The following is a 19109-nucleotide window of genomic DNA, read 5'->3' on the forward strand; positions in this document are numbered from 1 at the left end:
CGCTGCTACCGGCCTCCGGCCGGCTACTGGAAGAGAGGTATGAGACCATGAGAATGCAATCCCTCCTGAACCCGCTCAGCCTGCGCCGCCAGAATGCGGAATCGCGACTCTGGCCCGCTGAAATGCGCCGGATTCACGATGAAGTGGACCGCGTCTTCGGCGATCTCTTCGCCAACACGCAATTGCCGCTGACGAATGGCGACGGGACCGAAGCCTTTTTTGCCGACATGGATGTCTGCGAGAGCGACGATGCCGTGGAGGTCGCGCTGGACGTGCCCGGCCTCAAGCGGGAAGAGATCGAGATCGACCTAGCTGGAGACCGTCTCACCGTCTCCGGCAAGCGCGAATGGAAAGAGGAAAAGAAGGACAGGAATTATTACCGGGCCGAACGCGGACATGGTGAATTCTCCCGCTCCGTCCGCCTGCCCGACGAAGTCGATCCTGCCAAGATCAAGGCTGACCTCAAGGACGGGGTGCTCCGGATTCACCTGCCCAAGGCGCCCCAGGCCAAGCAGACCCGCAAGAAAATCGAGATCCACACCAGCTGACCGGAAAGCACCGAACTCCTAGAAAGGAGGTACACCATGCAGGTCAAGGATATCATGACGCCCAATGCGACGACCATCCAGACCGGCGCGTCGCTGACACGGGCGGCCCACCTGATGCGCGATGCCAATATCGGCTTTGTTCCCGTCGTCGACGGCAAGCGTCTCGTGGGAATTCTCACTGACCGGGACATCGTCATCCGGGCAGTTGCCGACAACCGGCCGGCCACGGAACAAACCGTCGGCGACTTCATGAGCGACAGACCGGTCTGCTGCCAGGAAGATGACGATGTGAATGATGTCGTTCGCAAGATGGAGAAATACCGGATCCGCCGCCTTCCGGTCATCGATGACAATCACACGATCGTCGGCGTGGTCGCCCTCGGCGACATCGCCCAGCGCATGTCACACGCGGTGTCGGGAGAGGTCCTGAGCACGGTTTCCCGCCACGGCGACCTGGTAGCCTAGACTTCGCTTCGCCCGAGAAGTCGCCCGGGAGGCGGGACCGGTCCCGCCTCTCGTTTCATGGGTTCATATTCCGCTACTCCCCACCGCCTTCGCCGCCCCATTCACGCCAATGGGTCGGATCGACATCGATGCGCTGGCCGGTCGATGCATCGTGCCAGCCGGCACTGCCGCGGCGGCACGGAAAGACAAGCGGATGCGCCTCCCCTCCATCAATCACCGCGAGCTCGATGTCCCGATCGTCCGGAGCCGTCCCGATTTCACGCCACATACAATATATTTCCATAATCCATAATAAAGATACGGTTTCTATCCCGAACCCCATACCAGTCCAGAATCCGGAGCAGATAGCGGGCTGCTACAGGTAACTGCGTTCGCCACACTGGCAGCAGGCCGGACACGGACGCCCGGAAAGATAGGTCACGAAGCGCGCTTTCCAAGCCGTCGCAGCATCCACGCACGGCATGGGCAACGTCTTGACCGGACGGTCCTCACGGCCCGGTCGGGCCAGGATGCAGAAGTCCGGCCGTGCGTCGGCCAACAAGTTTTCGATGAAAGCAGTCAGCTCTTTAAAGAGACATGCATGGATGCCGCCCTTGGTGGCCAATGTCATCATGTCATCAGCCGGAGCGGGACCGGACTTGGGAGCTATGCCGACGTCCTTGGCGCCAGCCTCCCGAGCTTTAGAAAACCTATAGCACAATTCCTGAAGCGGGATCGACAGAGATTCCGCCCGGCAGGACAGATCGCTCATCTCCATCGGCCAGCCTCCCTGCTCCCGAAGCGACCGATACGCGTTCAGATACGGCGCGCCACTTCAGGCCACAACGCGCGCAACGGGACCGGCAGATGGTCGATCACTTTGCCGATCTCACCGGCATCAACCCTTGTGGCAAGCGTGGCGAAAACACCTCGTGCGACTGTCTGCGCATCCATGGGAAAGTGCGGCGGCAATTCATGACCGACATGCTCGCAGAAAGAATCGATGGAGCGTTCGCCCGTCGGCTTGCCCGCCAGGCGCCACCCCTCGAAGAACAGCCCCCGGATCAGCATGGGCAGCTGCGCGCCGAAATGCACCGCCCGCTCCGGCGGCAAACGATCGCGCAGGGCATGTAGCGTGGCACGCAGAGCGGAGTAGGCATGCCGCATCTCGTCCATGTGCAATTCGCCGGCGACCGCTTTGAGCCAGAGGTTTCCTTCCTGCAGGGTGTGATCGAACGTAGGATGGCTCATGTATCGCTCCATGGCAGATGTTCATCCGTCAATTTCGACTTCCGTCGGCCACCGGGCATTGATGCAGGTCAATGCCGCGCGCTTCAGGCTGTGGTGAGATGATCATGTCGTACCGGGGAGGTGAGACCGGAGAAGCAAGGCCGTGAAACGTCGCCAGGCGCGGATCGGACCGAAGCGACGGACCGGCCCGCCGCAGAACCGGTACGAACGGGCCCGCGGTCAGGCGCGTTGGTCGCTCAGGAGGAGACTCTCGAGTTGAAAACCGCCGCCGCGGGCATCGTTCGCCCACATTTGGACCCTGTGGTTGGTTGAAAAGGCCGCCGGACCTCGCAGTTCGGCGGCCTCTTTTTGTCCGGCGTTTCAACCCGCGCGCTCGGAGGTATCTGTCCGGGCCCGCGCAGCCGCCAGCAATCCAGCGACCTCATCATCACTGACCTGGTGGAAGTCGGCATAGTGAAGGCTGAGCGCCCGGAGGAACGCTGGCTGATCAAGGCAGACAATATCGTCGACAAGTGGACGCAGGGCCTCGACCGTCTCGGGCGGGGCAACCGGCGTCGCCAGCACGATGGCCGCCGGGTTGCGCTGGCGGATCCCCCTGATGGCAGCCCTTGTCGTTGCGCCCGTAGCGATACCGTCATCGACAAGGATGACCGTGCGCCCCGTCACCGGAACGGGCGTTTGTCCCGCCAGATAACGCTGTCTGCGCCGCTCGAGTTCATCGAGCGCCTTGTTGTAGGCGCGGCTGAAGTCGGCCGGCGTTACGCGAGCAAAGCGGATCACATCCTCGTTGCGCACGGCGATCGGATGAACGCCATCGATCACCGCCCCCATTGCCAGCTCGGCATGCCCCGGAACGCCGATCTTGCGCACCAGCAGCAGATCCAGCGGCGCATCGAGATGCCGGGCCACTTCTGCGGCAACCGGGACACCACCACGCGGCAGAGCAAGAACGACAATTTTCTGATCCCGATAATCCTTCAGGGCCAGGGCGAGCAGGCGCCCGGCCTCGTTGCGATCGCGAAATACCATCAGCCAGATCCTTTCCGGTCTTGAGGTCTTGTGCAGAAACGCCGGAACCAGACGGTCGCCGCATTGATGACCATGTCCAGCGTGCCGGGTTCGGAAAACAGGTGCGAGGCACCCGGAATGACCTGCAACCGCTTGGGCTCCCGGAGCCGGGCGTGGGCCATCTGGTTGAGCCGGAGCACTTCGCCGTCGCGGCTGCCGACGAGAAGCAGGGTCGGGGCCTGGACCTTGTCCAGTACCGCCATCGCGAGATCGGGGCGTCCGCCACGCGACACGATCGCGGCCACGGCATCAGGGCGCTCGGCCGCCGCGGTCAGTGCAGCCGCACTGCCCGTGCTGGCCCCGAACAGGCCGATCGGCAGCCCGGCCATCGGCACCGCAGCGACAGCCCAGTCGATGGCATGACAGACGCGACGGGCCAGAACCGGGATGTCGAAGACATTGCGCCGGTCCGCCTCCTCACCGGGCGACAGGAGATCGAACAGCAAGGTGGCAAAGCCGGCACGGCCAAGGGCTTCGGCCACGTAATTGTTGCGTGGACTGAAACGGCTGGATCCGCTGCCATGAGCGAAGATGATCAGCCCGGTCGCCGTTTCGGGCATCCGCAATATCCCCGGCAAGTCCAGCGGCGGAATGCTGACATCAACACGACGATGCGCGGGACCTTCTGCGTCCGTGGCGGACAGGGTTGGCGCAATCATGAGGTCTGCCTCCTTCGTCGACACGAAACCCGTTCGGGCGGCAATCGGCATTGACGTGCGTCAATGCCGGACCTTCGTCCGGCGCCGATGCTGTCCGGGTTCGCAGCATGAAAGGAGTAACCGCCATGGCCATGCTCAAGGTAATCGAGGTTCTTGCGGAGTCGTCCGAAGGCTGGGAAGACGCCGCCCGGCAGGCTGTTGCCGAGGCCGTGTCCAGCGTGCGGAATGTGAAGTCGATCTATATCGAGAACTTCGAGGCAACCGTCGAGGACGATGCCATTTCGAGTTTCCGGGTGAACGCCAAGATCAGCTTTGTCCTCGACGGCCGGGACTGAGATCGTGGAAACGCCGCTTCAGGTCGATTTCCAGGGCATGGCCGCCGAGCCGAAATGGCAGGATGTCATCGCCGAGCGCATGGCCGAACTGGAAACCCGCTTCGGACGGATAACGGCCGGTCGGATCGTCGTGCGCGCGCCCGGCGGCCATCACGCCACAGGCGGGCTCTACGAGGTGCGCATCCACCTGGACCTCCCCGAAGGCCGCTCGGTCGAGGTAAGCCGCACACCGACGCCCGACGAGCGCCACGGACAACTGGCCTTCGCGATCAATGACGCCTTCAAGCGCGCCCGCCGGCAGCTGCAGGCCAAGGCGCAACAGATGCGCCCCCATGCCGGCGATCGCGAGCACCCGCCCATCGGCACCGTCATCGCCATCGACGGGTCCGGAGAATTCGGCTTTCTCGAGTCGGTGGACGGCCGCCGGATCTATTTTCATGCCAACAGCCTGCTCGGCATGGACATCGATGACCTGGCCCCTGGCGAGCGCGTCGTGTTTCACGAAGAACGCGGCGATGAGGGCCCCCAGGCCAGTACCGTGAAACCCCTGGGCAAGCACGCCCTGCGCTGAATGCCGGCCCAGCTGTCGGCCTCAAATGGAAAGCCCCGGCCCTTGCGGCCGGGGCTTGTCATGCGAACGGGCGAGGGCTTGAAGGGACCGTTCACAGACCTTTGCAATACTTGCGGGCTCAGGCGAAGAGCCTGTCATGTGCGCCGAGGCACACGCGCCGGGCCCCCTCCAGCCGGATCGCGCCTTCACTGCGCAACTGGGTAATCGTGCGGGACACGGTCTCGATATTCAGGCCAAGATGATCGGCGATATCCTGGCGGGACATCGGGATCTCCACCACGCCCCGGCTGTTGAGACGATCGGCGGTCATGCGGAAGAAGGCGAGAACCCGGTCGGCGGCATTGGCCCGGCCCAGCAGGAATAGCTGCTCATGCATACGGTGCAGCGCGTCACAGGATGATCGCCACAGCGCATTTGCCAGCTCGCCATCCCTCCGCGCTCTGGCGAGCAGCTGCGCCCGGCCGACGATGCTGACCCGGCAATCGGTAACCGCTTCGGCGCACGCGGAACGACGCGAGCCGTATTCCAGTCCGAATACGTCACCGGAAAAGTGGAATTCGCCGATCTGGCGGCGGCCATCCTCGGTGAACTTGCAGATGCGTACGACACCTTCGGTCACCCGGTAGACCGCATCCGCGGCCTCTTCCTCGGCGAAGATCTCGTCATTGGCCCGGAAGCGCGCCGTTGCTCCGTCGTTCTCGAACAGCTTGGCAAGGGGACCCCTCGCCTCGGCAGCGATCCAGGGCAATCCGGACACGGCACAATGCCGTGTGTCCGTCGGAAGAGTGGCATTCAGCATGGCAACCCCCGAATTGACAGGACAGGCCTCATCCCTAGCGCGCACCCTGTCGGGGCGATATTCGGATATTGTCCCTAAGGGAAATTGCGTAATCCGGATCCGGTCACGCGAGCGGCGTCAGAGGTCCGGACCGCGCGCGACGAAGGCGATACGGACAACATCGGAGAGGCTGGACGCATCCAGCTTGCTCATCACATTGGCCCGGTAGATCTCGACCGTACGGGCGCTTATGCCCAGATCGTGAGCAATCACCTTGTTGGGCCGCCCGGCAACCAGGCCGTCGAACACCTGCCGCTCGCGGGCTGTGAGCGCCTCGATCAGCCCGGCGGCGGCCTCACGACTGTGCTTGCGGCGCTCCGCATCGCTACGGTAGGCCAGTGCATCGCGCACAGTCTGGATCATCTTGCTGTCGTCGAAGGGCTTTTCGATAAAATCGAAGGCACCGGCCTTGAGCGCCTTGACGGCCATCGGAACATCGGAATGCCCCGTGATCACAATAACCGGCAAGGTGTCGTCGATCTCCTGCAAGCGAAGCAGCAAGTCGATGCCGGACAGGCCGGGCATGCGGGCATCGGTGACCACACAACCCGGAGGCGTGTCGGGCAGCTCCTCCAGAAAGCCTTCCGCGGACGCGTGCCCGGTCACGTCCAGCGACGCAGCGCCCAGCAGAAAGGCCAGCGAATCCCGCATCGCTTCATCGTCATCAATGACATGAACGCGTTGCCGGTCACTCATCGCGACCCTCCGGGTCTATAGTTCCTAGCGTGAACACGAACACTGTACCGCCCCCCGTATTGGGCTCAACCCAGATACGGCCTCCATGCGCTTCTACAATCGTGCGGCAAATCGACAATCCTACGCCCATGCCATGGGGTTTGGAGGTAACGAAAGGCTGGAAGAGTTTCGACGCGATGTATTCGCTCAATCCCGGCCCCGTGTCGCTGACCCGGAATTCGATGTACTCGTCGGCGCGCAACCGTGTGGACACGGTGAGCGCCCTGCGCTCGCTGCCTTCCATCGCCTCCAGCGCATTGCGCATCAGATTGAGCAGGACTTGCTGGATCTGGATCCGGTCGGCCAGGACATGGCTGGCGCGCGGATCGAGATCGAACCGCACCTGGACGCCCTGGTCCTGCGCGCCGACGAGCGCGAGGGCTCCCGCTTCCTCCACCAGCTTGCCGACCCGCTCGACCCGGCGCTCGCTTTCGCCATGCGCCACGAATTCACGCAGCCGGTTCACGATCTGGCCGGCACGCATGGCCTGGTCGGCCGCCCGGTCGAGGGCCTGCACCAGGACCGCGGTGTCCGTGGCATCCCCCTGCTCTATCAGCCGCCGACATCCCTTGAGATAGTTGGTGACCGCCGCCAGCGGCTGGTTCAGCTCGTGTGCGAGGCTCGACGCCATTTCGCCCAGGGCGGTCAGTCGCGAAATGTGGGTCAGCTCGGACTGGAGCTCCTGCATGCGGACCTCCGCCTTCCTGCGCTCGGTAAGATCACGGATGAAACCGGTAAAATAGCGCTGCTCGCCGGCTCTCGTTTCCCCGATATTGAGCTCCATGGGAAAGGTCCCGCCATCCTTTCGCTCGCCCGTCACCACCCGCCCGATACCGATGACCCGTTTCTCGCCCGTTGCGAGGTAGCGGGCGAGATAGCCATCATGTTCTTCGCGATAGGGCGCCGGCATCAGGATCGACACATTGAGCCCGACGACCTCGTTTGCGGCATAGCCGAACTGGCGTTCCGCATTCCTGGAAAAGGCGCGGATGATGCCGCTCTCATCGATCGTGACCACGGCCGCGGGTACCGCCTCGACGACGGCGCTGAGATGCGCTTCGCGCAGACGCAGCACATCGACGGCCGCATCGATATCCGCCCGGTCACAGACCAGTTTGACGAAGCCGTTCAGCCCGCCATCGGCCTTTCGTACGGGCATGGTCATGACGGTCGCAAGGAACCGGTTGCCATCCCGTGTCATCCGGTCGCCATGGTCCTCGTGATAGCCCACCTTGGCAGCATCCGAGAGATGCGCGTCCAGCCGGGCGTCCGCCGATGTATCGGGCGGGTAGAGGAGCGAGGCGCGCCGGCCGACAATCTCGGCCGGGGACCATCCGGTAATGCGCTCGAAGGGCATGCTGACGCCTGTGATCCGGCCGGCCACATCAAGCGCGAGAATGCCGCATCGCCTCGCTGCATCCCCCAGTTCGCGAGGATCGACTGGCTCGCGCTGCAGGAAAGAGGGAATGTTGCTGACCATTTTTGCCCGTTGCCCCGGCCCGTTTTGCCGCGGGGCCGGTGTCCGGAGCATCCGCGAGCCCGTCTTGTCGGACATCATCCTAGATCAGGAACAACCCAGCGGTCCAATTGCAACAGATTGCACGGTAAAGGCCAAGTATGGCAAAACTCTTCAGGCAGCGAGCGGCTCGGGTTGCTCCAGGCAGGCTGCCAGTTCCGTCAGGAAGCGGCCTGCGCCAGCCCCGTCGACAGCACGATGGTCATAGGTCAGCGCGAGAGGCAGACGCAGACACGACGCGATCCCCCCGGCCTCGGGCACGATCCGGCGAGACGCCCGCGCAATACCCAGAATGGCTGTTTCCGGCGGAAAGACGAGAGGCGTGAACCCGGTCCCGCCGATCCGGCCAAGGCTGGTGACGGAAAAGGACGCGCCTTCCATGTCTGAAAAGGGCAGCCGTCCATCGCGCGCGGCCCCGGACAAGGCTGCAAGCCGCCGGGCGATGTCCAGCCAGCCCAGATCCGCCACACCCTTGATCACCGGTCGCATGAGGCCGGCGGGCGTATCCACGGCGACGCCCAGATTCACATACCGTTTGAGGATCAGCGCCCCGGCCTGCGCATCGAAGGCCGCATTGAGAGCCGGGTGCGAAACCAGCGTCCGGGCGCAGGCCTTGAGTATGAAGGGCAGCCAGGTCAGTCTCACTCCGGCTTCGCCCGCCTCGTCTGCCAAGCGTTGCCGGAGACGTTCGAGCGGCTCCAGATCGATCTCGTCGAACTGGGTGACCTGCGGGATGTCACGCCAGCTTGCCGCCATGCGTTCTGCCACGACGCGGCGCACCGGCGTGAGGGGGGCGCGGTCGACCGCGCCAAAGAGCGCGGCCTCCGTCTCGACGGCGGATGAGGGCGTGTCCGGCTGGGCCATCAGTGCAGCTCGACACCGCCGTCCACATTGAACGCCTGGCCCGTGACATGCGGTGCCGTCGCAAAAAAGACGGCCAGCTGGCCCATGTCCTGCGGCGTCTGGGCGATGCCCTGGGGGATAATCGTGTCGATATGCCGGGCCCAGGAGTCCTCGACCCCCTCCTGCGGCGCACGCCACTCCTCGGAGAGATAGTCCCACATCCAGGTGCGCACGATGCCGGGGCAGATCGCGTTCACCGTGATGCCGTCGCGGGCAAGTTCCTTGGCCAGCGTGTTGGTGAAACCGACCACGGCGAACTTGGACGCGCAATAGTGCGCCAGCGTCGTGAAGCCGTTCTTGCCGGCGATCGAGGCGACATTGATGATCCGCCCGTCGCCGCAGGCCTTCATGTGCGGGATGACGGCCTTGGAACACAGGAAGGGGCCCTTGGCATTGACCGCCATGATCCGGTCCCACTCGGCCTCCTCGAGTTCCTCGACCGGAGCCGCGCTGAGCACGCCGGCATTGTTGACGAGAATGTCGACCGCACCGAGCGCTTCGATAGTCCGGTCGATCATGAAGGCGACCTGGTCGGCCTTCGAGACATCCGCCTCGATCTCGACCGCTTCACGCCCCAACGCTTGTATGTCCGACAGGGTTTTCTGGGCATCCGTTCCCAGCCGGGCATCGGCAATGGCAATATCCGCACCCTCGCGGGCAAGTTCCAGGGCGATGCCGCGCCCGATACCGCGACTGCCTCCCGTGATCAGTGCTGTCTTCCCGCTCAGTTTCATCGGCCTGTCCTTTCCTGTCGCCGGCGCTGTCACGCCTTCTTCTGCGGTTGATAGTTCTTGATGAAAGCCGACACGTCGGCCTCCGATGCCTTGCCCGTCACAATCACCCCGATCAGGGCTCCGACGGGGAGTTCGACCCCGGTCCCGACGACAATCCGCGACAGCACGCCGCCGGCCGGCGCCTCGCACTCATTCGCGCTCTTTGATGTCTCGACGTCGAACAGGTGTTCGCCCGTCCTCACCGTCTCGCCCTCCTTGCGGAGCCAGCGGCTGACCGAGCCGGTTTCCATGGTCAGCCCCAGCTTGGGCAGGGTGATCGGTACCAGCCCCTCAGGCATCGGCCCGCTCTTTGACAATCGCGCGCACCGCCTGCTCGATATCGTCCGGACCGGGGATGTAGGCGTCCTCGAGTTCCGGGGCGAAGGGGACGGGGCAATGCGGCGGCGTGACCTTGCGGATGGGCGCCGTGAGACTGTTGAATGCCTCTTCGGCGACGAGGCTGGCGATGTCGGCCGCCATGCCGCAGCGCGGATGCGCCTCGTCGATGACGACCAGCCGGCCGGTGCTGCGCACGCTCGCCAGTATCGTCCCGGTATCCAGCGGCGAAGTGGTGCGCGGATCGATCACGGTACACTGGATACCGTCCTTGGCGAGCCGGTCGGCGGCCGTCTTCGCGAACCCGACCATGCGGCCCAGGGCTACCAGCGTGACGTCCCCGCCCTCGCAGACGATACGGGCCTCACCGAAGGGAATCGCGTAGGGCTTGTCCGGCACCTCCCCGGTGTCGTCGAACATCGCCTTGTGTTCGAAGAAGATCACCGGATCGTCGTCGCGGATAGCCTGGGTCAGAAGCCCTTTCGCCTCGTAAGGGGAAGACGGAACGGCCACTTTCAGGCCCGGAAAGTGCGTGAAAACCGGGTAGAGCATCTGGCTGTGCTGACTTGCAGCCCGCACGCCGGCCCCGCACAGGGTACGGATCACCACCGGGGTCTTCGCCGTGCCGCCGAACATGTAGCGGAACTTGGCGATCTGGTTGAAGATCTGGTCGCCGCACACGCCAAAAAAGTCGACGAACATCAGCTGGGCCACAGGCCGCAGGCCGGTTACAGCCGCGCCGCCGGCCGCACCGATGAAGGCGCTTTCGCTGATCGGCGTGTCGAACACCCGGCCGCGGCCGAATTCGTTGAGCAGGCCCTTGGTGGCGCCGAGCACGCCGCCCCAGGCATCCTGGGCACCGCGCGCGCCCATGCCTCCGGCGATATCCTCGCCCAGAAGCACGACCTTGGGATCGCGGTGCATTTCGTCGCGCAGGGCCTCATTGATGGCCTGGCGGAAGGATTTCACGGACATCGCATTTCTCCCCTCAATAGGCGGCGTAGACGTGGGTCGTCAGGGTTTCCGGCGCGGGCGGCGGAGCCGCCCTGGCCTGGGCCACCGCATTCTCGACCAATGCGCGCACCTCGACATCGATGGCGTCGAGTTCGGCAGTGTCGAGCTGGCCGCCCTGGGTGGTGCGGGCCCGGAAGAAAGCCAGGCAATCCAGGAAGCTGCGCTCCTCCTCCACCTCGCCGGGCGGACGATAGGTCATGGCATCGCCCTCGAAATGTCCGTAGTAGCGGGTGAATTCGATGTGGATGAAGCGCGGTCCGGCGCCATTGCGGATTGCTTCCAGTGCTTCCTGTGCGGCGCGGTAGACGGCGAAGAAATCATGCCCGTCCACCTTCTCGCCCTTGATGCCGAAGCCTTCGGCACGGCGGACCGGATCGTTGCCGCCGATCGACCAGTCGCTCGACGTGCTCTCGGCATAGCCATTGTCTTCCAGCACAAAAAGAACCGGCAGGTCGTAGACCCGGGCGAAGTTCAGCGATTCCAGCGTCGTGCCCTGGTTGAAGGCACCATCGCCGAAGAAGGCGACAGCCACCCCGCCATTGTCGAGCACGCGTGCCGACAGCGCCGCGCCGCAGGCCAGCGGCGGACCGCCGCCGACAATGCCATTGGCGCCCAGCATGCCCTTGGAGATATCGGCGATATGCATCGAGCCGCCCTTGCCATGGCATAGCCCGTCCGCACGGCCGAAGATCTCCTTCATCATGGCCGTCACATCGCAATCCTTGGCGATGGAATGACCATGGCCGCGATGGGTCGAGGTGATCTGGTCTCCCGGCTGCAGATTTTCGCACACGGCCACGGCCGCGGTTTCCTCGCCGGCATACAGGTGTACGAAGCCGGGAATGCCGCCGCTCGCGAACTCCCGGTGCACCCGCTCCTCGAACTCCCGGATGGTGCACATGCGGCGATAGGCGCGCAACAGGTCTTCACGCTCTAGTCTCATGACCGGATCTCCCCGACAGCTTGGTATCGGAGCGATCCTGAAGGGCAGGACCGCTGCACGCTTTGACATTCGTCAAGTCGGTGGCGGGAAACCGCTATCAGCTCATCTGGACATAGCTGCCCGGGGCCGGCTTGAGGGGCGCATAGCCCTGCTCCGGCGCGCCCATCCGGGGCGGGGCGACACGGCCTGGTGAACCGCGCTCGGCCAGCCATCCGGCCCAGGCCGTCCACCAAGACCCCTCCTGCGGCTCGACGCTCGCCTTCCAGCGCTCCGGACTGAGATAGTCGTCTTCCCGCTGGCGCGTCGCAATGCGGAAGGACCGGCCGGCATGACCCGGTTCGGAGACGATGCCCGCATTGTGTCCGCCGCTTGTGAGCACGAAGGTGATCGGCGCCCGAGCAAAGAGATTCAGCTTGTAGACCGAAGCCCAGGGCGCGATATGGTCCTTCTCGGTCCCGACCAGGAAGATCGGCGCGTCGATATCGGACAGCGCCACTACCCGTCCCTCCACCGCGAACCGTCCCGCCGTCAGCCGGTTCTCCAGGAACAGGCCACGCAGATATTCCGAATGCATCCGGGCCGGCATGCGGGTCTGGTCGGAGTTCCAGATCGACAGGTCGAAGGGCTTGTCGCGTTCGCCGAGAAAATACTCCCGTGCCGCCTTCGACCAGAGGAGTTCGTCAGCCCGCAGCAGGGTGAAGGCGCCCGACATCTGATGGCCTTCCAGCACGCCCTGGTCCCACATCATGTCTTCCAGGCACGCGATCTGTGCATCGTCGACGAAGAGCAGGAGGTCGCCGGCCTCGGCAAAGTCGACCTGGGCGGCGAGCAAGGTGATGGTGGCAAGCCGGTCGTCCTGGCGCCGCGCCATTTCCGAGGCAGCGATGGCAAGCAGCGTGCCGCCAAGGCAATACCCGCAGGCATGAACCTTCGCGCCGGGCTGGACAGCACCGATCGTGTCGAGCGCGTCCATGATCCCGAAGGTGCGATAGTCGTCGAGCGACAGGTCGCGGTCCTCCGGTCCCGGATTGATCCAGGAGATCATGTAGACCGTGAAGCCCTGGCGGGTCAGCCAGCCGACCAGCGAGTTCTCGGGCGACAAGTCGAGGATATAGTATTTCATGATCCAGGCCGGCACGATCAGGATCGGTTCGGCATGCACGCTCCCGGTCTGCGGCACGTACTGGATGAGCTCCATCAACCCGTTACGGTAGATCACCTCTCCCGGCGTCGTGGCCAGGCTGTGACCGACCGCTTCCCGGGCGGCCCGATCATGTCCTTTGCCGCGGGTGACGCTGACCATGTCCTCCAGGAAATTGGCGGCGCCCTGCCAGAGATTCCGGCCGCCCGTTTCCGCCGTGCGGCGCCATATGGCGGGATTTAGCATTGGGTTGTTGGCCGGACACACGGCGTCCATCGCGAAATCGGCCATGACGCCCGTGCGCCGGACATTGCGTTCGTGCATGCCGCGGACGGGGCCGGTCGCCGCGTGCCACCAGCTGTCTGCGGCGGCCCAGGACTGGGCGTAAAGATCGAAGGGCAGGTCGCGCCAGCCCGGATCGGCGAAACGGCGATCCCTGCCCGTTTCGGGAAACGGCGGCTCGACATCGGACAGGCCCGCCAGACGCTGCAGCGCATAACTGCCCAGCGCCCAGCCATCGGCCATGGCCTTCAGCCCCAAGGCTGAGCGGTGCGTAGGCGCCGCGGCCAGATTGATCGCCCAGTCGGCCCAGGGTGCCAGAACGGCGGACGGTGAAACACCCCCGGTCAGGCGCGCCATGGCCGCGCGGGCTGCACGGTCAGGTGTGCGCGGATCCTCCAGAGCACCCCCACCGACCGGGCGGGGCGCCGGATCGGCATCGGCTTCAGGGCCCGCGCCGCTCTCAGGCCGGCCCGTTTCCCGCCGGGTCTTTTCCATCGCGCTTCCCTCCCGCCGGTGCCGGCAGGGCTCAGCGCTTGGAGGCGCCGCCCTTGCCCGCATCCGGCAGTCCCGACATGGCGATCTGGGACAGGCGCCCGAACTCGTCCATATAATCCTGGAAGGCTGTTTGCGCCGCGCGTGTCGCGACCTCGCCGGCATCAACCGGCGACTGGCAGGACGCCAGTTCGTCGAAATACTCCCGGTAGTGCCCGGCCCTTACGCTGGCGAGCCGAGCGGCTTCGCCATTGAAGGCCATCGCCCGCTGCCAGAAGCCATTGGTCGCGGCTTCCACGACCGTCTTGATGTTCGAGGCGGCTTCGTCGACGGCGGCCGCAGCTGCCTCCGCCCGGCCATCGGCCTTGATGGCCGCGGGTGCCTTGTCTCTACCGGTCGAGGTCCTGGTTTCGGTCTGGTTCGTGGTTGTGGTTGTCATGGTCGAAGCTCCGTGACTGGAAGCGCTTTGCTGTGCTGTGACAGGCCTGCGGACGCATTGGCCCTGTATTCTATTGAGCCGTTCCGGACCCCTTCGCCGCAACCCCGCAATTCTACGTAGCTGGCCCGGTTTCGCTTGGAGAGAGGCCTGTCAGACCGCTAAATTGCCACCATGTTCCACTGGCCTGCCGCGATTTCCCGGCGTGTCTGGGAAGACAAGTATCGTCACACCGATGCCGATCCGGCCGAGACCGCACCGGACGATAGCTGGCGGCGTGTCGCAAACGCCCTCGCAGCGGCGGAAACGCAGGACAGTGAGACATGGGCAGGTCGCTTTTTCGGCGCGATGTCCGATTTCCGATTCCTGCCGGGCGGCCGCATACTGGCGGGTGCAGGCACAGGGCGCGATGTCACCCTGTTCAACTGCTTTGTCATGGGCACGCTGGAGGACTCGGTCGCGGGCATATTTCGCGCCCTGGAGGAGAGCGCCCGGACCATGCAGCAGGGCGGCGGCATCGGGATCGACTTCTCTCCGCTGCGTCCCCGCGGCATGCCGGCACGCCGGACCGGAAACATCGCAACCGGACCGGTTTCCTTCATGCGGATATGGGATGCCGTGTGCGTCACCATCCTGTCCGCCGGCGCCCGCCGCGGCGCCATGATGGCAACCCTGCGCTGCGACCACCCCGACATCGAGGCGTTCATCGATGCCAAGCGCGAACCCGGGCAATTGCGTCATTTCAACCTGTCGGTCCTGATCACCGATACCTTCATGGAGGCCGTGCGCACGGACGGCGACTGGCCGCTCGTCTTCCCCGCGCCCGGCGAAAAGGCCGGTCGGGGGCCGTGCCACATCCTGCGCCGGATCCGGGCCCGCGAGCTCTGGGCAAGGATCACCGAAACCGCCTACGACACCGCCGAACCGGGCGTACTTTTTGTCGACCGGATCAACCGGCTCAACAATCTGGCCTATTGCGAATGCATCACGGCGACCAACCCGTGCGGCGAAATACCGCTGCCGCCCTATGGCGCCTGCGCTCTCGGCTCCATCAATCTGACCCGCTTCGTGCAACATCCTTTTACGCCCCGGGCCCGGCTCGACACCGGCGCTATCGAAGCGACCGTGCCGGTCGCGGTACGCCTGCTCGACAACGTCTTGGACGTCTCCCGCTTCCCGCTAGACGCCCAGGCCGAAATGGCCCGACAGACCCGGCGCATCGGACTGGGAATGACCGGTCTGGCCGATACCCTTCTCATGCTGGGCCTGGATTATGGTGAAGACACCGCCAGGCAATTGGCTGCCGAAACCATGCGCCGCATCTGCCACGCCGCCTATCGCGCCTCCATCGCACTCGCCCGGGACAAGGGCCCCTTTCCCCGTTTCGAGCGCGATGCCTATCTGGCGGGCGGCTTTGTCTCGGCCCTGCCTGCCGATATCCGCGATGCCATCGCCGCATACGGCATCCGCAACAGCCATCTTGTCGCCATCGCACCGACCGGCAGTATCAGCCTCCTGGCCGGCAATGTCTCCAGCGGGCTGGAACCGATTTTCGCCGGGCGGGTCCGGCGACGTGTCATCGGTCCGGAGGGCGAGCCGGTCTCGCTGGATCTGACCGATTACGCGCTGGCAGTGTGGCGCGGAATGGTGCGTCGCGAAGACGGCGTGCCCGACGCTTTCGTGACCGCCACCGACCTGCCGGCTGAGGCCCATCTCGACATGCAGGCTGCGCTGCAGCCCCATGTCGACAATGCCATCTCAAAAACCGTCAACGTTCCGGCCGACTGTACGCGCGAGGCCTTCGCGAGCCTGTACGAACGTGCTTTCGCCCTGGGTCTCAAGGGGTGCACCGTATTCCGGCCCAATCCCGTGACCGGCGCAGTCCTGACCCGAGAGGACGGACCGGAGGACCAGCATTGCTGCCGGATCGAGGCGTGACGAATTGGCCGCTGCGCCCTGCCGTGTCCGGCGTATAGGATAACTGCAGCCGCCAGCGCAGGGGGATGACCGATCATGCAGCTGCCCGTCGACGAAAGGCTTGGCGGAGAGACCGCCCCGCCTGCGCCCAGCCCCGACTGGCATGCCCTGCCGGTCGAACAGGTGTTCGATCGGCTGACGACCGGTCCGCAGGGCCTTTCCGGTGATGCGGCCCGCGACCGGCTCGACCGCTACGGTACAAACCGCCTGGACGATCGCCGCCGGATCGGCTGGCCCCACCTGGTGGTGCGACAGTTCCAGAACGTGCTGATCCTTATCCTGGTGGTCGCCGTTGCGATCTCCCTGGCAATCGGCGAACGTGTCGATGCCGCGGCAGTTGCTGCCATCATCCTGCTCAACGCCGCCCTCGGCTTCATCCAGGAATGGCGCGCTGAGCGGGCGCTCGATGCCCTGCGCCGGATGCTGGCGCCGACCTCCACCGTGATACGCGACGGTCGCCGCCAGGAGATCGATCGCGGCGACCTCGTGCCCGGCGACATCGTCTGCCTGAAGCGCGGCGACCGGACCCCGGCGGATATCCGTCTCATCGAGACCGTCGATCTGCGCGCCGACGAGGCTGCCCTGACCGGCGAAGCGGCGCCGGTGAGCAAGCATCCCGCACCGACATCTCCGGAGGTGCACCTTGCCGCGCGCACGTGCATGAGCTGGATGGGCACGGATATCGTGGCGGGACAGGGCCAGGGCGTGGTCGTGGCGACCGGCATGGCGACCGAGTTCGGCCGCATCGCCGCCCTGGCACAAACGGCCGGCGACACCGGTACGCCACTGCAACGCAAGCTCGATCGTCTGGGACGCCGTCTGGCGCTGTTCGCTATCGCGGTGTCTGTCCTGATCACTGCAGCTGGCTGGCTGGCGGGCCGTCCCCTCGACGAAATGGCCCTGACGGCCATTTCCCTGGCTGTCGCCGTCGTGCCGGAAGGCCTGCCGGCTGTGGTGACGATCGTACTGGCGCTCGGCGCCGCGGCCATGGTGCGCCACAATGCCCTGGTTCGGCGCCTTCAGGCGATCGAGGCGCTCGGCGCGGCGACTGTCGTGTGTACCGACAAGACCGGCACGCTGACCCGCGGCGAGATGACCGTGACCGATGTGTGGTTGCCCGCCGGGCCTGTCTCGGTCGACGGCGCGGGCGACCGCCCGCACGGCCACTTCCACGAGGACGGCCATGTCATCGCCCCTGACTTCCGGCCTGACCTGATGGCAGCGCTGGAGACCGGCAATGTGTGCAATCACGCCAGCCTGGAGCATGAAGACGGCCGATGGCGTGTGACGGGTGAACCGACCGAGGCTGCCCTCAAGGTGGCCGCTGCCAAGGCCGGACTTTCGGCCGAACTGCCGGTACGGATTTGCGAATTTCCCTTCGACTCCGACCGCAAGCGCATGAGCGTGATTGTCAATCATGAAGGCGGGCATCGCCTCCACATGAAAGGGGCGCCCGAAGTCGTGCTGTCGCTTGCGACCCACATCCTTGAGGGCGCAACCGTTCGCCCGATCGTGGATGCCGATCGTCATGTCACCCTCGCCGCCTATCACAAAATGGCGGCCCGCGGCTTGCGCACGCTGGCCGTGGCCCGCCGTGACCTGCCGGCAAATGCGGAGGCCCGAGCCTCGCAGACGGCCGAGACGGGGCTGACATTGCTCGGTATCTTCGGCATTTCCGATCCACCGCGGGCCGAGGCCCGCCACGCCGTCGATACCGCCCGTTCAGCGGGAATAGGCGTGATCATGATCACCGGGGATGCGGCGCCCACGGCTGCGGCGATTGCCAGCCAGCTTGATCTGCCGACCAATCTGGTCCTGGCGCGCTCCGAGTTTGCCGAACTGGCCGATGCCGAGCTGGCAGAGAAGTTGAAGGCCGGGGCGGTGCTGGCGCGCGCGACGCCTGAAGACAAGATGCGTGTCGTCCGGTTGCTGCAGGCCCGGGGCGAGATCGTCGCGATGACCGGCGACGGCGTGAATGACGCACCCGCGCTCAAACAGGCCGACATCGGCGTCGCCATGGGCGTTCGCGGTACCGACGTCGCCAAGAATGTCGCGGACATCGTGCTGCTGGACGACAATTTCGCCTCGATCATTGCCGCCATCCGCGAAGGGCGGCGGCAATTCGCCAATATCCAGAAATTCGTCCGATACCTGCTGTCGTCCAATATCGGCGAGGTCCTGGCCGTGGCAATCGCCCTCATCGCCGGGGGACCTATGATCCTGCTACCGGTCCAGATCCTGTGGATGAACCTCGTCACCGACGGGCTTTCGGCTCTCGCCCTGGGTGTTGAAAAAGGCGAGCCCGATCTGATGGAACAGCCACCGCGACGACCGTCGGAAGGCGTGCTGGACCGGCTTGCCATGCTGCAGGTCACGGCGCTGGGCGGCTATCTCGCACTGGGCGCGCTGGGCCTGTTCGCCGTCTATCTCGCCACGCCGGATCTCGCGGCGCGCGCCCAGACCATGGCCTTCACGGCGATGATCGTGATGGAGAAGTTCAACGTGATGAATTTTCGCACCATGCACGAGCCGGCAACCCGGCTCGGCCTCTTCTCCAACCGCCTCCTGATCGGCGCCGTCGCTGCCACGCTGGGTCTGCAGGTTCTCGCCGTCCACGCGCCGATCCTGCAGCCCATCCTTCACACCGTGCCGCTGACCCTTGCGGACTGGGGCATCATCCTGGCCGTATCCGCGCCGATCTTTCTGATCCCCGAGAGCGTCAAATGGCTGCTTTGGCATCGACGCCGACGTCACCACATACAGGTGGCACAATGACCCCGGTCAATGCGGACGTCCTGAAGACAGGTTCTATCGCCGGGTTTTCACCTGTCACAGCACAAGGCGAGG

The 19109-nt window shown here is 65.0% G+C and carries 21 protein-coding genes; 6 read left to right on the plus strand and 15 right to left on the minus strand.

Going from position 1 to position 19109, the window contains the following annotated elements; all coding sequences use genetic code 11:
- Window positions 1-47 precede the first annotated feature (47 nt).
- Together JJ918_RS02775 and JJ918_RS02780 are read left to right on the plus strand one after the other, a co-directional pair.
- On the plus strand, window positions 48-548 hold the full coding sequence (locus JJ918_RS02775) for an Hsp20/alpha crystallin family protein (RefSeq protein ID WP_291882933.1): 501 nt from the start codon (window positions 48-50) through the stop codon (window positions 546-548).
- 36 nt (window positions 549-584) lie between these two features.
- Window positions 585-1013: a CBS domain-containing protein gene (locus JJ918_RS02780; RefSeq protein WP_291882935.1), complete on the plus strand. Its 429-nt coding sequence runs from the start codon at window positions 585-587 to the stop codon at window positions 1011-1013.
- A gap of 73 nt (window positions 1014-1086) precedes the next feature.
- On the opposite strand, the gene JJ918_RS02785 is transcribed toward JJ918_RS02780, so the two are convergent.
- The 5 genes from JJ918_RS02785 to JJ918_RS02805 all read right to left on the minus strand — a co-directional run bounded on the left by JJ918_RS02785 (window position 1087) and on the right by JJ918_RS02805 (window position 3871).
- Window positions 1087-1281 (minus strand): hypothetical protein, encoded by a 195-nt coding sequence (locus JJ918_RS02785; RefSeq protein WP_291882937.1) that lies wholly within the window; start codon window positions 1279-1281, stop codon window positions 1087-1089.
- A gap of 87 nt (window positions 1282-1368) precedes the next feature.
- On the minus strand, window positions 1369-1770 hold the full coding sequence (locus JJ918_RS02790) for a hypothetical protein (RefSeq protein ID WP_291882940.1): 402 nt from the start codon (window positions 1768-1770) through the stop codon (window positions 1369-1371).
- A gap of 38 nt (window positions 1771-1808) precedes the next feature.
- Window positions 1809-2243 carry a DUF2267 domain-containing protein gene (locus tag JJ918_RS02795; RefSeq protein ID WP_291882943.1) on the minus strand — a complete coding sequence of 145 codons (435 nt, stop codon included), beginning with the start codon at window positions 2241-2243 and terminating at the stop codon, window positions 1809-1811.
- A gap of 360 nt (window positions 2244-2603) precedes the next feature.
- Window positions 2604-3272: a phosphoribosyltransferase gene (locus JJ918_RS02800; protein WP_291882945.1), complete on the minus strand. Its 669-nt coding sequence runs from the start codon at window positions 3270-3272 to the stop codon at window positions 2604-2606.
- A complete protein-coding gene (locus JJ918_RS02805; protein WP_291882948.1) occupies window positions 3272-3871 on the minus strand; it encodes an alpha/beta fold hydrolase in 600 nt (199 codons plus the stop codon). The genes JJ918_RS02800 and JJ918_RS02805 overlap by 1 nt, the downstream gene beginning before the upstream one ends.
- Window positions 3872-4095: 224 nt before the next feature.
- Here JJ918_RS02805 and JJ918_RS02810 point away from each other — a divergent pair, with 224 nt between their 5' ends.
- Both JJ918_RS02810 and JJ918_RS02815 read left to right on the plus strand, forming a co-directional pair.
- A complete protein-coding gene (locus JJ918_RS02810) occupies window positions 4096-4305 on the plus strand; it encodes a dodecin family protein (RefSeq protein WP_291882950.1) in 210 nt (69 codons plus the stop codon).
- 4 nt (window positions 4306-4309) lie between these two features.
- Window positions 4310-4876, plus strand: a complete 567-nt coding sequence (locus JJ918_RS02815; protein ID WP_291882953.1) for an HPF/RaiA family ribosome-associated protein — start codon at window positions 4310-4312, stop codon at window positions 4874-4876.
- A 118-nt stretch (window positions 4877-4994) separates the two neighbouring features.
- Here JJ918_RS02815 and JJ918_RS02820 read toward each other — a convergent pair whose 3' ends face one another.
- From JJ918_RS02820 to JJ918_RS02865, 10 genes are all read right to left on the minus strand, one after another.
- Complete coding sequence (locus JJ918_RS02820; protein ID WP_291882956.1) at window positions 4995-5675, minus strand: cyclic nucleotide-binding domain-containing protein; 681 nt, start codon at window positions 5673-5675, stop codon at window positions 4995-4997.
- 117 nt (window positions 5676-5792) lie between these two features.
- On the minus strand, window positions 5793-6410 hold the full coding sequence (fixJ, locus tag JJ918_RS02825; protein WP_291882959.1) for a response regulator FixJ: 618 nt from the start codon (window positions 6408-6410) through the stop codon (window positions 5793-5795).
- Window positions 6403-7929 carry a PAS domain S-box protein gene (locus JJ918_RS02830; RefSeq protein WP_291882962.1) on the minus strand — a complete coding sequence of 509 codons (1527 nt, stop codon included), beginning with the start codon at window positions 7927-7929 and terminating at the stop codon, window positions 6403-6405. The genes fixJ and JJ918_RS02830 overlap by 8 nt, the downstream gene beginning before the upstream one ends.
- A 150-nt stretch (window positions 7930-8079) precedes the next feature.
- Window positions 8080-8829, minus strand: coding sequence for a 2-oxo acid dehydrogenase subunit E2 (locus JJ918_RS02835; protein WP_291882965.1), 750 nt, complete (start codon window positions 8827-8829; stop codon window positions 8080-8082).
- Window positions 8829-9602 carry an SDR family NAD(P)-dependent oxidoreductase gene (locus tag JJ918_RS02840; protein WP_291882968.1) on the minus strand — a complete coding sequence of 258 codons (774 nt, stop codon included), beginning with the start codon at window positions 9600-9602 and terminating at the stop codon, window positions 8829-8831. The genes JJ918_RS02835 and JJ918_RS02840 overlap by 1 nt, the downstream gene beginning before the upstream one ends.
- A 29-nt stretch (window positions 9603-9631) precedes the next feature.
- On the minus strand, window positions 9632-9940 hold the full coding sequence (locus tag JJ918_RS02845) for a biotin/lipoyl-containing protein (protein ID WP_291882971.1): 309 nt from the start codon (window positions 9938-9940) through the stop codon (window positions 9632-9634).
- A complete protein-coding gene (locus JJ918_RS02850) occupies window positions 9933-10952 on the minus strand; it encodes an alpha-ketoacid dehydrogenase subunit beta (RefSeq protein ID WP_291882972.1) in 1020 nt (339 codons plus the stop codon). Before JJ918_RS02850 ends, JJ918_RS02845 begins: the two co-directional genes overlap by 8 nt.
- A 13-nt stretch (window positions 10953-10965) precedes the next feature.
- A complete protein-coding gene (locus JJ918_RS02855) occupies window positions 10966-11934 on the minus strand; it encodes a thiamine pyrophosphate-dependent dehydrogenase E1 component subunit alpha (RefSeq protein ID WP_291882974.1) in 969 nt (322 codons plus the stop codon).
- Between the two features lie 97 nt (window positions 11935-12031).
- Window positions 12032-13852, minus strand: coding sequence for an alpha/beta fold hydrolase (locus JJ918_RS02860; protein ID WP_291882977.1), 1821 nt, complete (start codon window positions 13850-13852; stop codon window positions 12032-12034).
- 31 nt (window positions 13853-13883) lie between these two features.
- A complete protein-coding gene (locus tag JJ918_RS02865; RefSeq protein WP_291882980.1) occupies window positions 13884-14288 on the minus strand; it encodes a hypothetical protein in 405 nt (134 codons plus the stop codon).
- 171 nt (window positions 14289-14459) lie between these two features.
- On the opposite strand from JJ918_RS02865, the gene JJ918_RS02870 reads away from it, so the two are divergent.
- Together JJ918_RS02870 and JJ918_RS02875 are read left to right on the plus strand one after the other, a co-directional pair.
- Window positions 14460-16223: an adenosylcobalamin-dependent ribonucleoside-diphosphate reductase gene (locus tag JJ918_RS02870; RefSeq protein WP_291882982.1), complete on the plus strand. Its 1764-nt coding sequence runs from the start codon at window positions 14460-14462 to the stop codon at window positions 16221-16223.
- Between the two features lie 75 nt (window positions 16224-16298).
- A complete protein-coding gene (locus JJ918_RS02875; RefSeq protein ID WP_291882985.1) occupies window positions 16299-19037 on the plus strand; it encodes a cation-transporting P-type ATPase in 2739 nt (912 codons plus the stop codon).
- The last annotated feature ends 72 nt before the right edge of the window (window positions 19038-19109 follow it).

Source organism: Maricaulis sp. (assembly GCF_017642925.1).
Lineage (GTDB): Bacteria > Pseudomonadota > Alphaproteobacteria > Caulobacterales > Maricaulaceae > Maricaulis.

What these genes read in the sequence shown, in the direction of transcription:
- JJ918_RS02775 (WP_291882933.1), top strand. Translation starts at nt 48, where the DNA reads ATGAGAATGCAATCCCTCCTGAACCCGCTCAGCCTGCGCCGCCAGAAT.
- JJ918_RS02780 (WP_291882935.1), top strand. Translation starts at nt 585, where the DNA reads ATGCAGGTCAAGGATATCATGACGCCCAATGCGACGACCATCCAGACC.
- JJ918_RS02785 (WP_291882937.1), bottom strand. Translation starts at nt 1,281, where the DNA reads ATGTGGCGTGAAATCGGGACGGCTCCGGACGATCGGGACATCGAGCTC.
- JJ918_RS02790 (WP_291882940.1), bottom strand. Translation starts at nt 1,770, where the DNA reads ATGGAGATGAGCGATCTGTCCTGCCGGGCGGAATCTCTGTCGATCCCG.
- JJ918_RS02795 (WP_291882943.1), bottom strand. Translation starts at nt 2,243, where the DNA reads ATGAGCCATCCTACGTTCGATCACACCCTGCAGGAAGGAAACCTCTGG.
- JJ918_RS02800 (WP_291882945.1), bottom strand. Translation starts at nt 3,272, where the DNA reads ATGGTATTTCGCGATCGCAACGAGGCCGGGCGCCTGCTCGCCCTGGCC.
- JJ918_RS02805 (WP_291882948.1), bottom strand. Translation starts at nt 3,871, where the DNA reads ATGCCCGAAACGGCGACCGGGCTGATCATCTTCGCTCATGGCAGCGGA.
- JJ918_RS02810 (WP_291882950.1), top strand. Translation starts at nt 4,096, where the DNA reads ATGGCCATGCTCAAGGTAATCGAGGTTCTTGCGGAGTCGTCCGAAGGC.
- JJ918_RS02820 (WP_291882956.1), bottom strand. Translation starts at nt 5,675, where the DNA reads ATGCTGAATGCCACTCTTCCGACGGACACACGGCATTGTGCCGTGTCC.
- fixJ (WP_291882959.1), bottom strand. Translation starts at nt 6,410, where the DNA reads ATGAGTGACCGGCAACGCGTTCATGTCATTGATGACGATGAAGCGATG.
- JJ918_RS02830 (WP_291882962.1), bottom strand. Translation starts at nt 7,929, where the DNA reads ATGGTCAGCAACATTCCCTCTTTCCTGCAGCGCGAGCCAGTCGATCCT.
- JJ918_RS02835 (WP_291882965.1), bottom strand. Translation starts at nt 8,829, where the DNA reads ATGGCCCAGCCGGACACGCCCTCATCCGCCGTCGAGACGGAGGCCGCG.
- JJ918_RS02840 (WP_291882968.1), bottom strand. Translation starts at nt 9,602, where the DNA reads ATGAAACTGAGCGGGAAGACAGCACTGATCACGGGAGGCAGTCGCGGT.
- JJ918_RS02845 (WP_291882971.1), bottom strand. Translation starts at nt 9,940, where the DNA reads ATGCCTGAGGGGCTGGTACCGATCACCCTGCCCAAGCTGGGGCTGACC.
- JJ918_RS02850 (WP_291882972.1), bottom strand. Translation starts at nt 10,952, where the DNA reads ATGTCCGTGAAATCCTTCCGCCAGGCCATCAATGAGGCCCTGCGCGAC.
- JJ918_RS02855 (WP_291882974.1), bottom strand. Translation starts at nt 11,934, where the DNA reads ATGAGACTAGAGCGTGAAGACCTGTTGCGCGCCTATCGCCGCATGTGC.
- JJ918_RS02860 (WP_291882977.1), bottom strand. Translation starts at nt 13,852, where the DNA reads ATGGAAAAGACCCGGCGGGAAACGGGCCGGCCTGAGAGCGGCGCGGGC.
- JJ918_RS02865 (WP_291882980.1), bottom strand. Translation starts at nt 14,288, where the DNA reads ATGACAACCACAACCACGAACCAGACCGAAACCAGGACCTCGACCGGT.
- JJ918_RS02870 (WP_291882982.1), top strand. Translation starts at nt 14,460, where the DNA reads ATGTTCCACTGGCCTGCCGCGATTTCCCGGCGTGTCTGGGAAGACAAG.
- JJ918_RS02875 (WP_291882985.1), top strand. Translation starts at nt 16,299, where the DNA reads ATGCAGCTGCCCGTCGACGAAAGGCTTGGCGGAGAGACCGCCCCGCCT.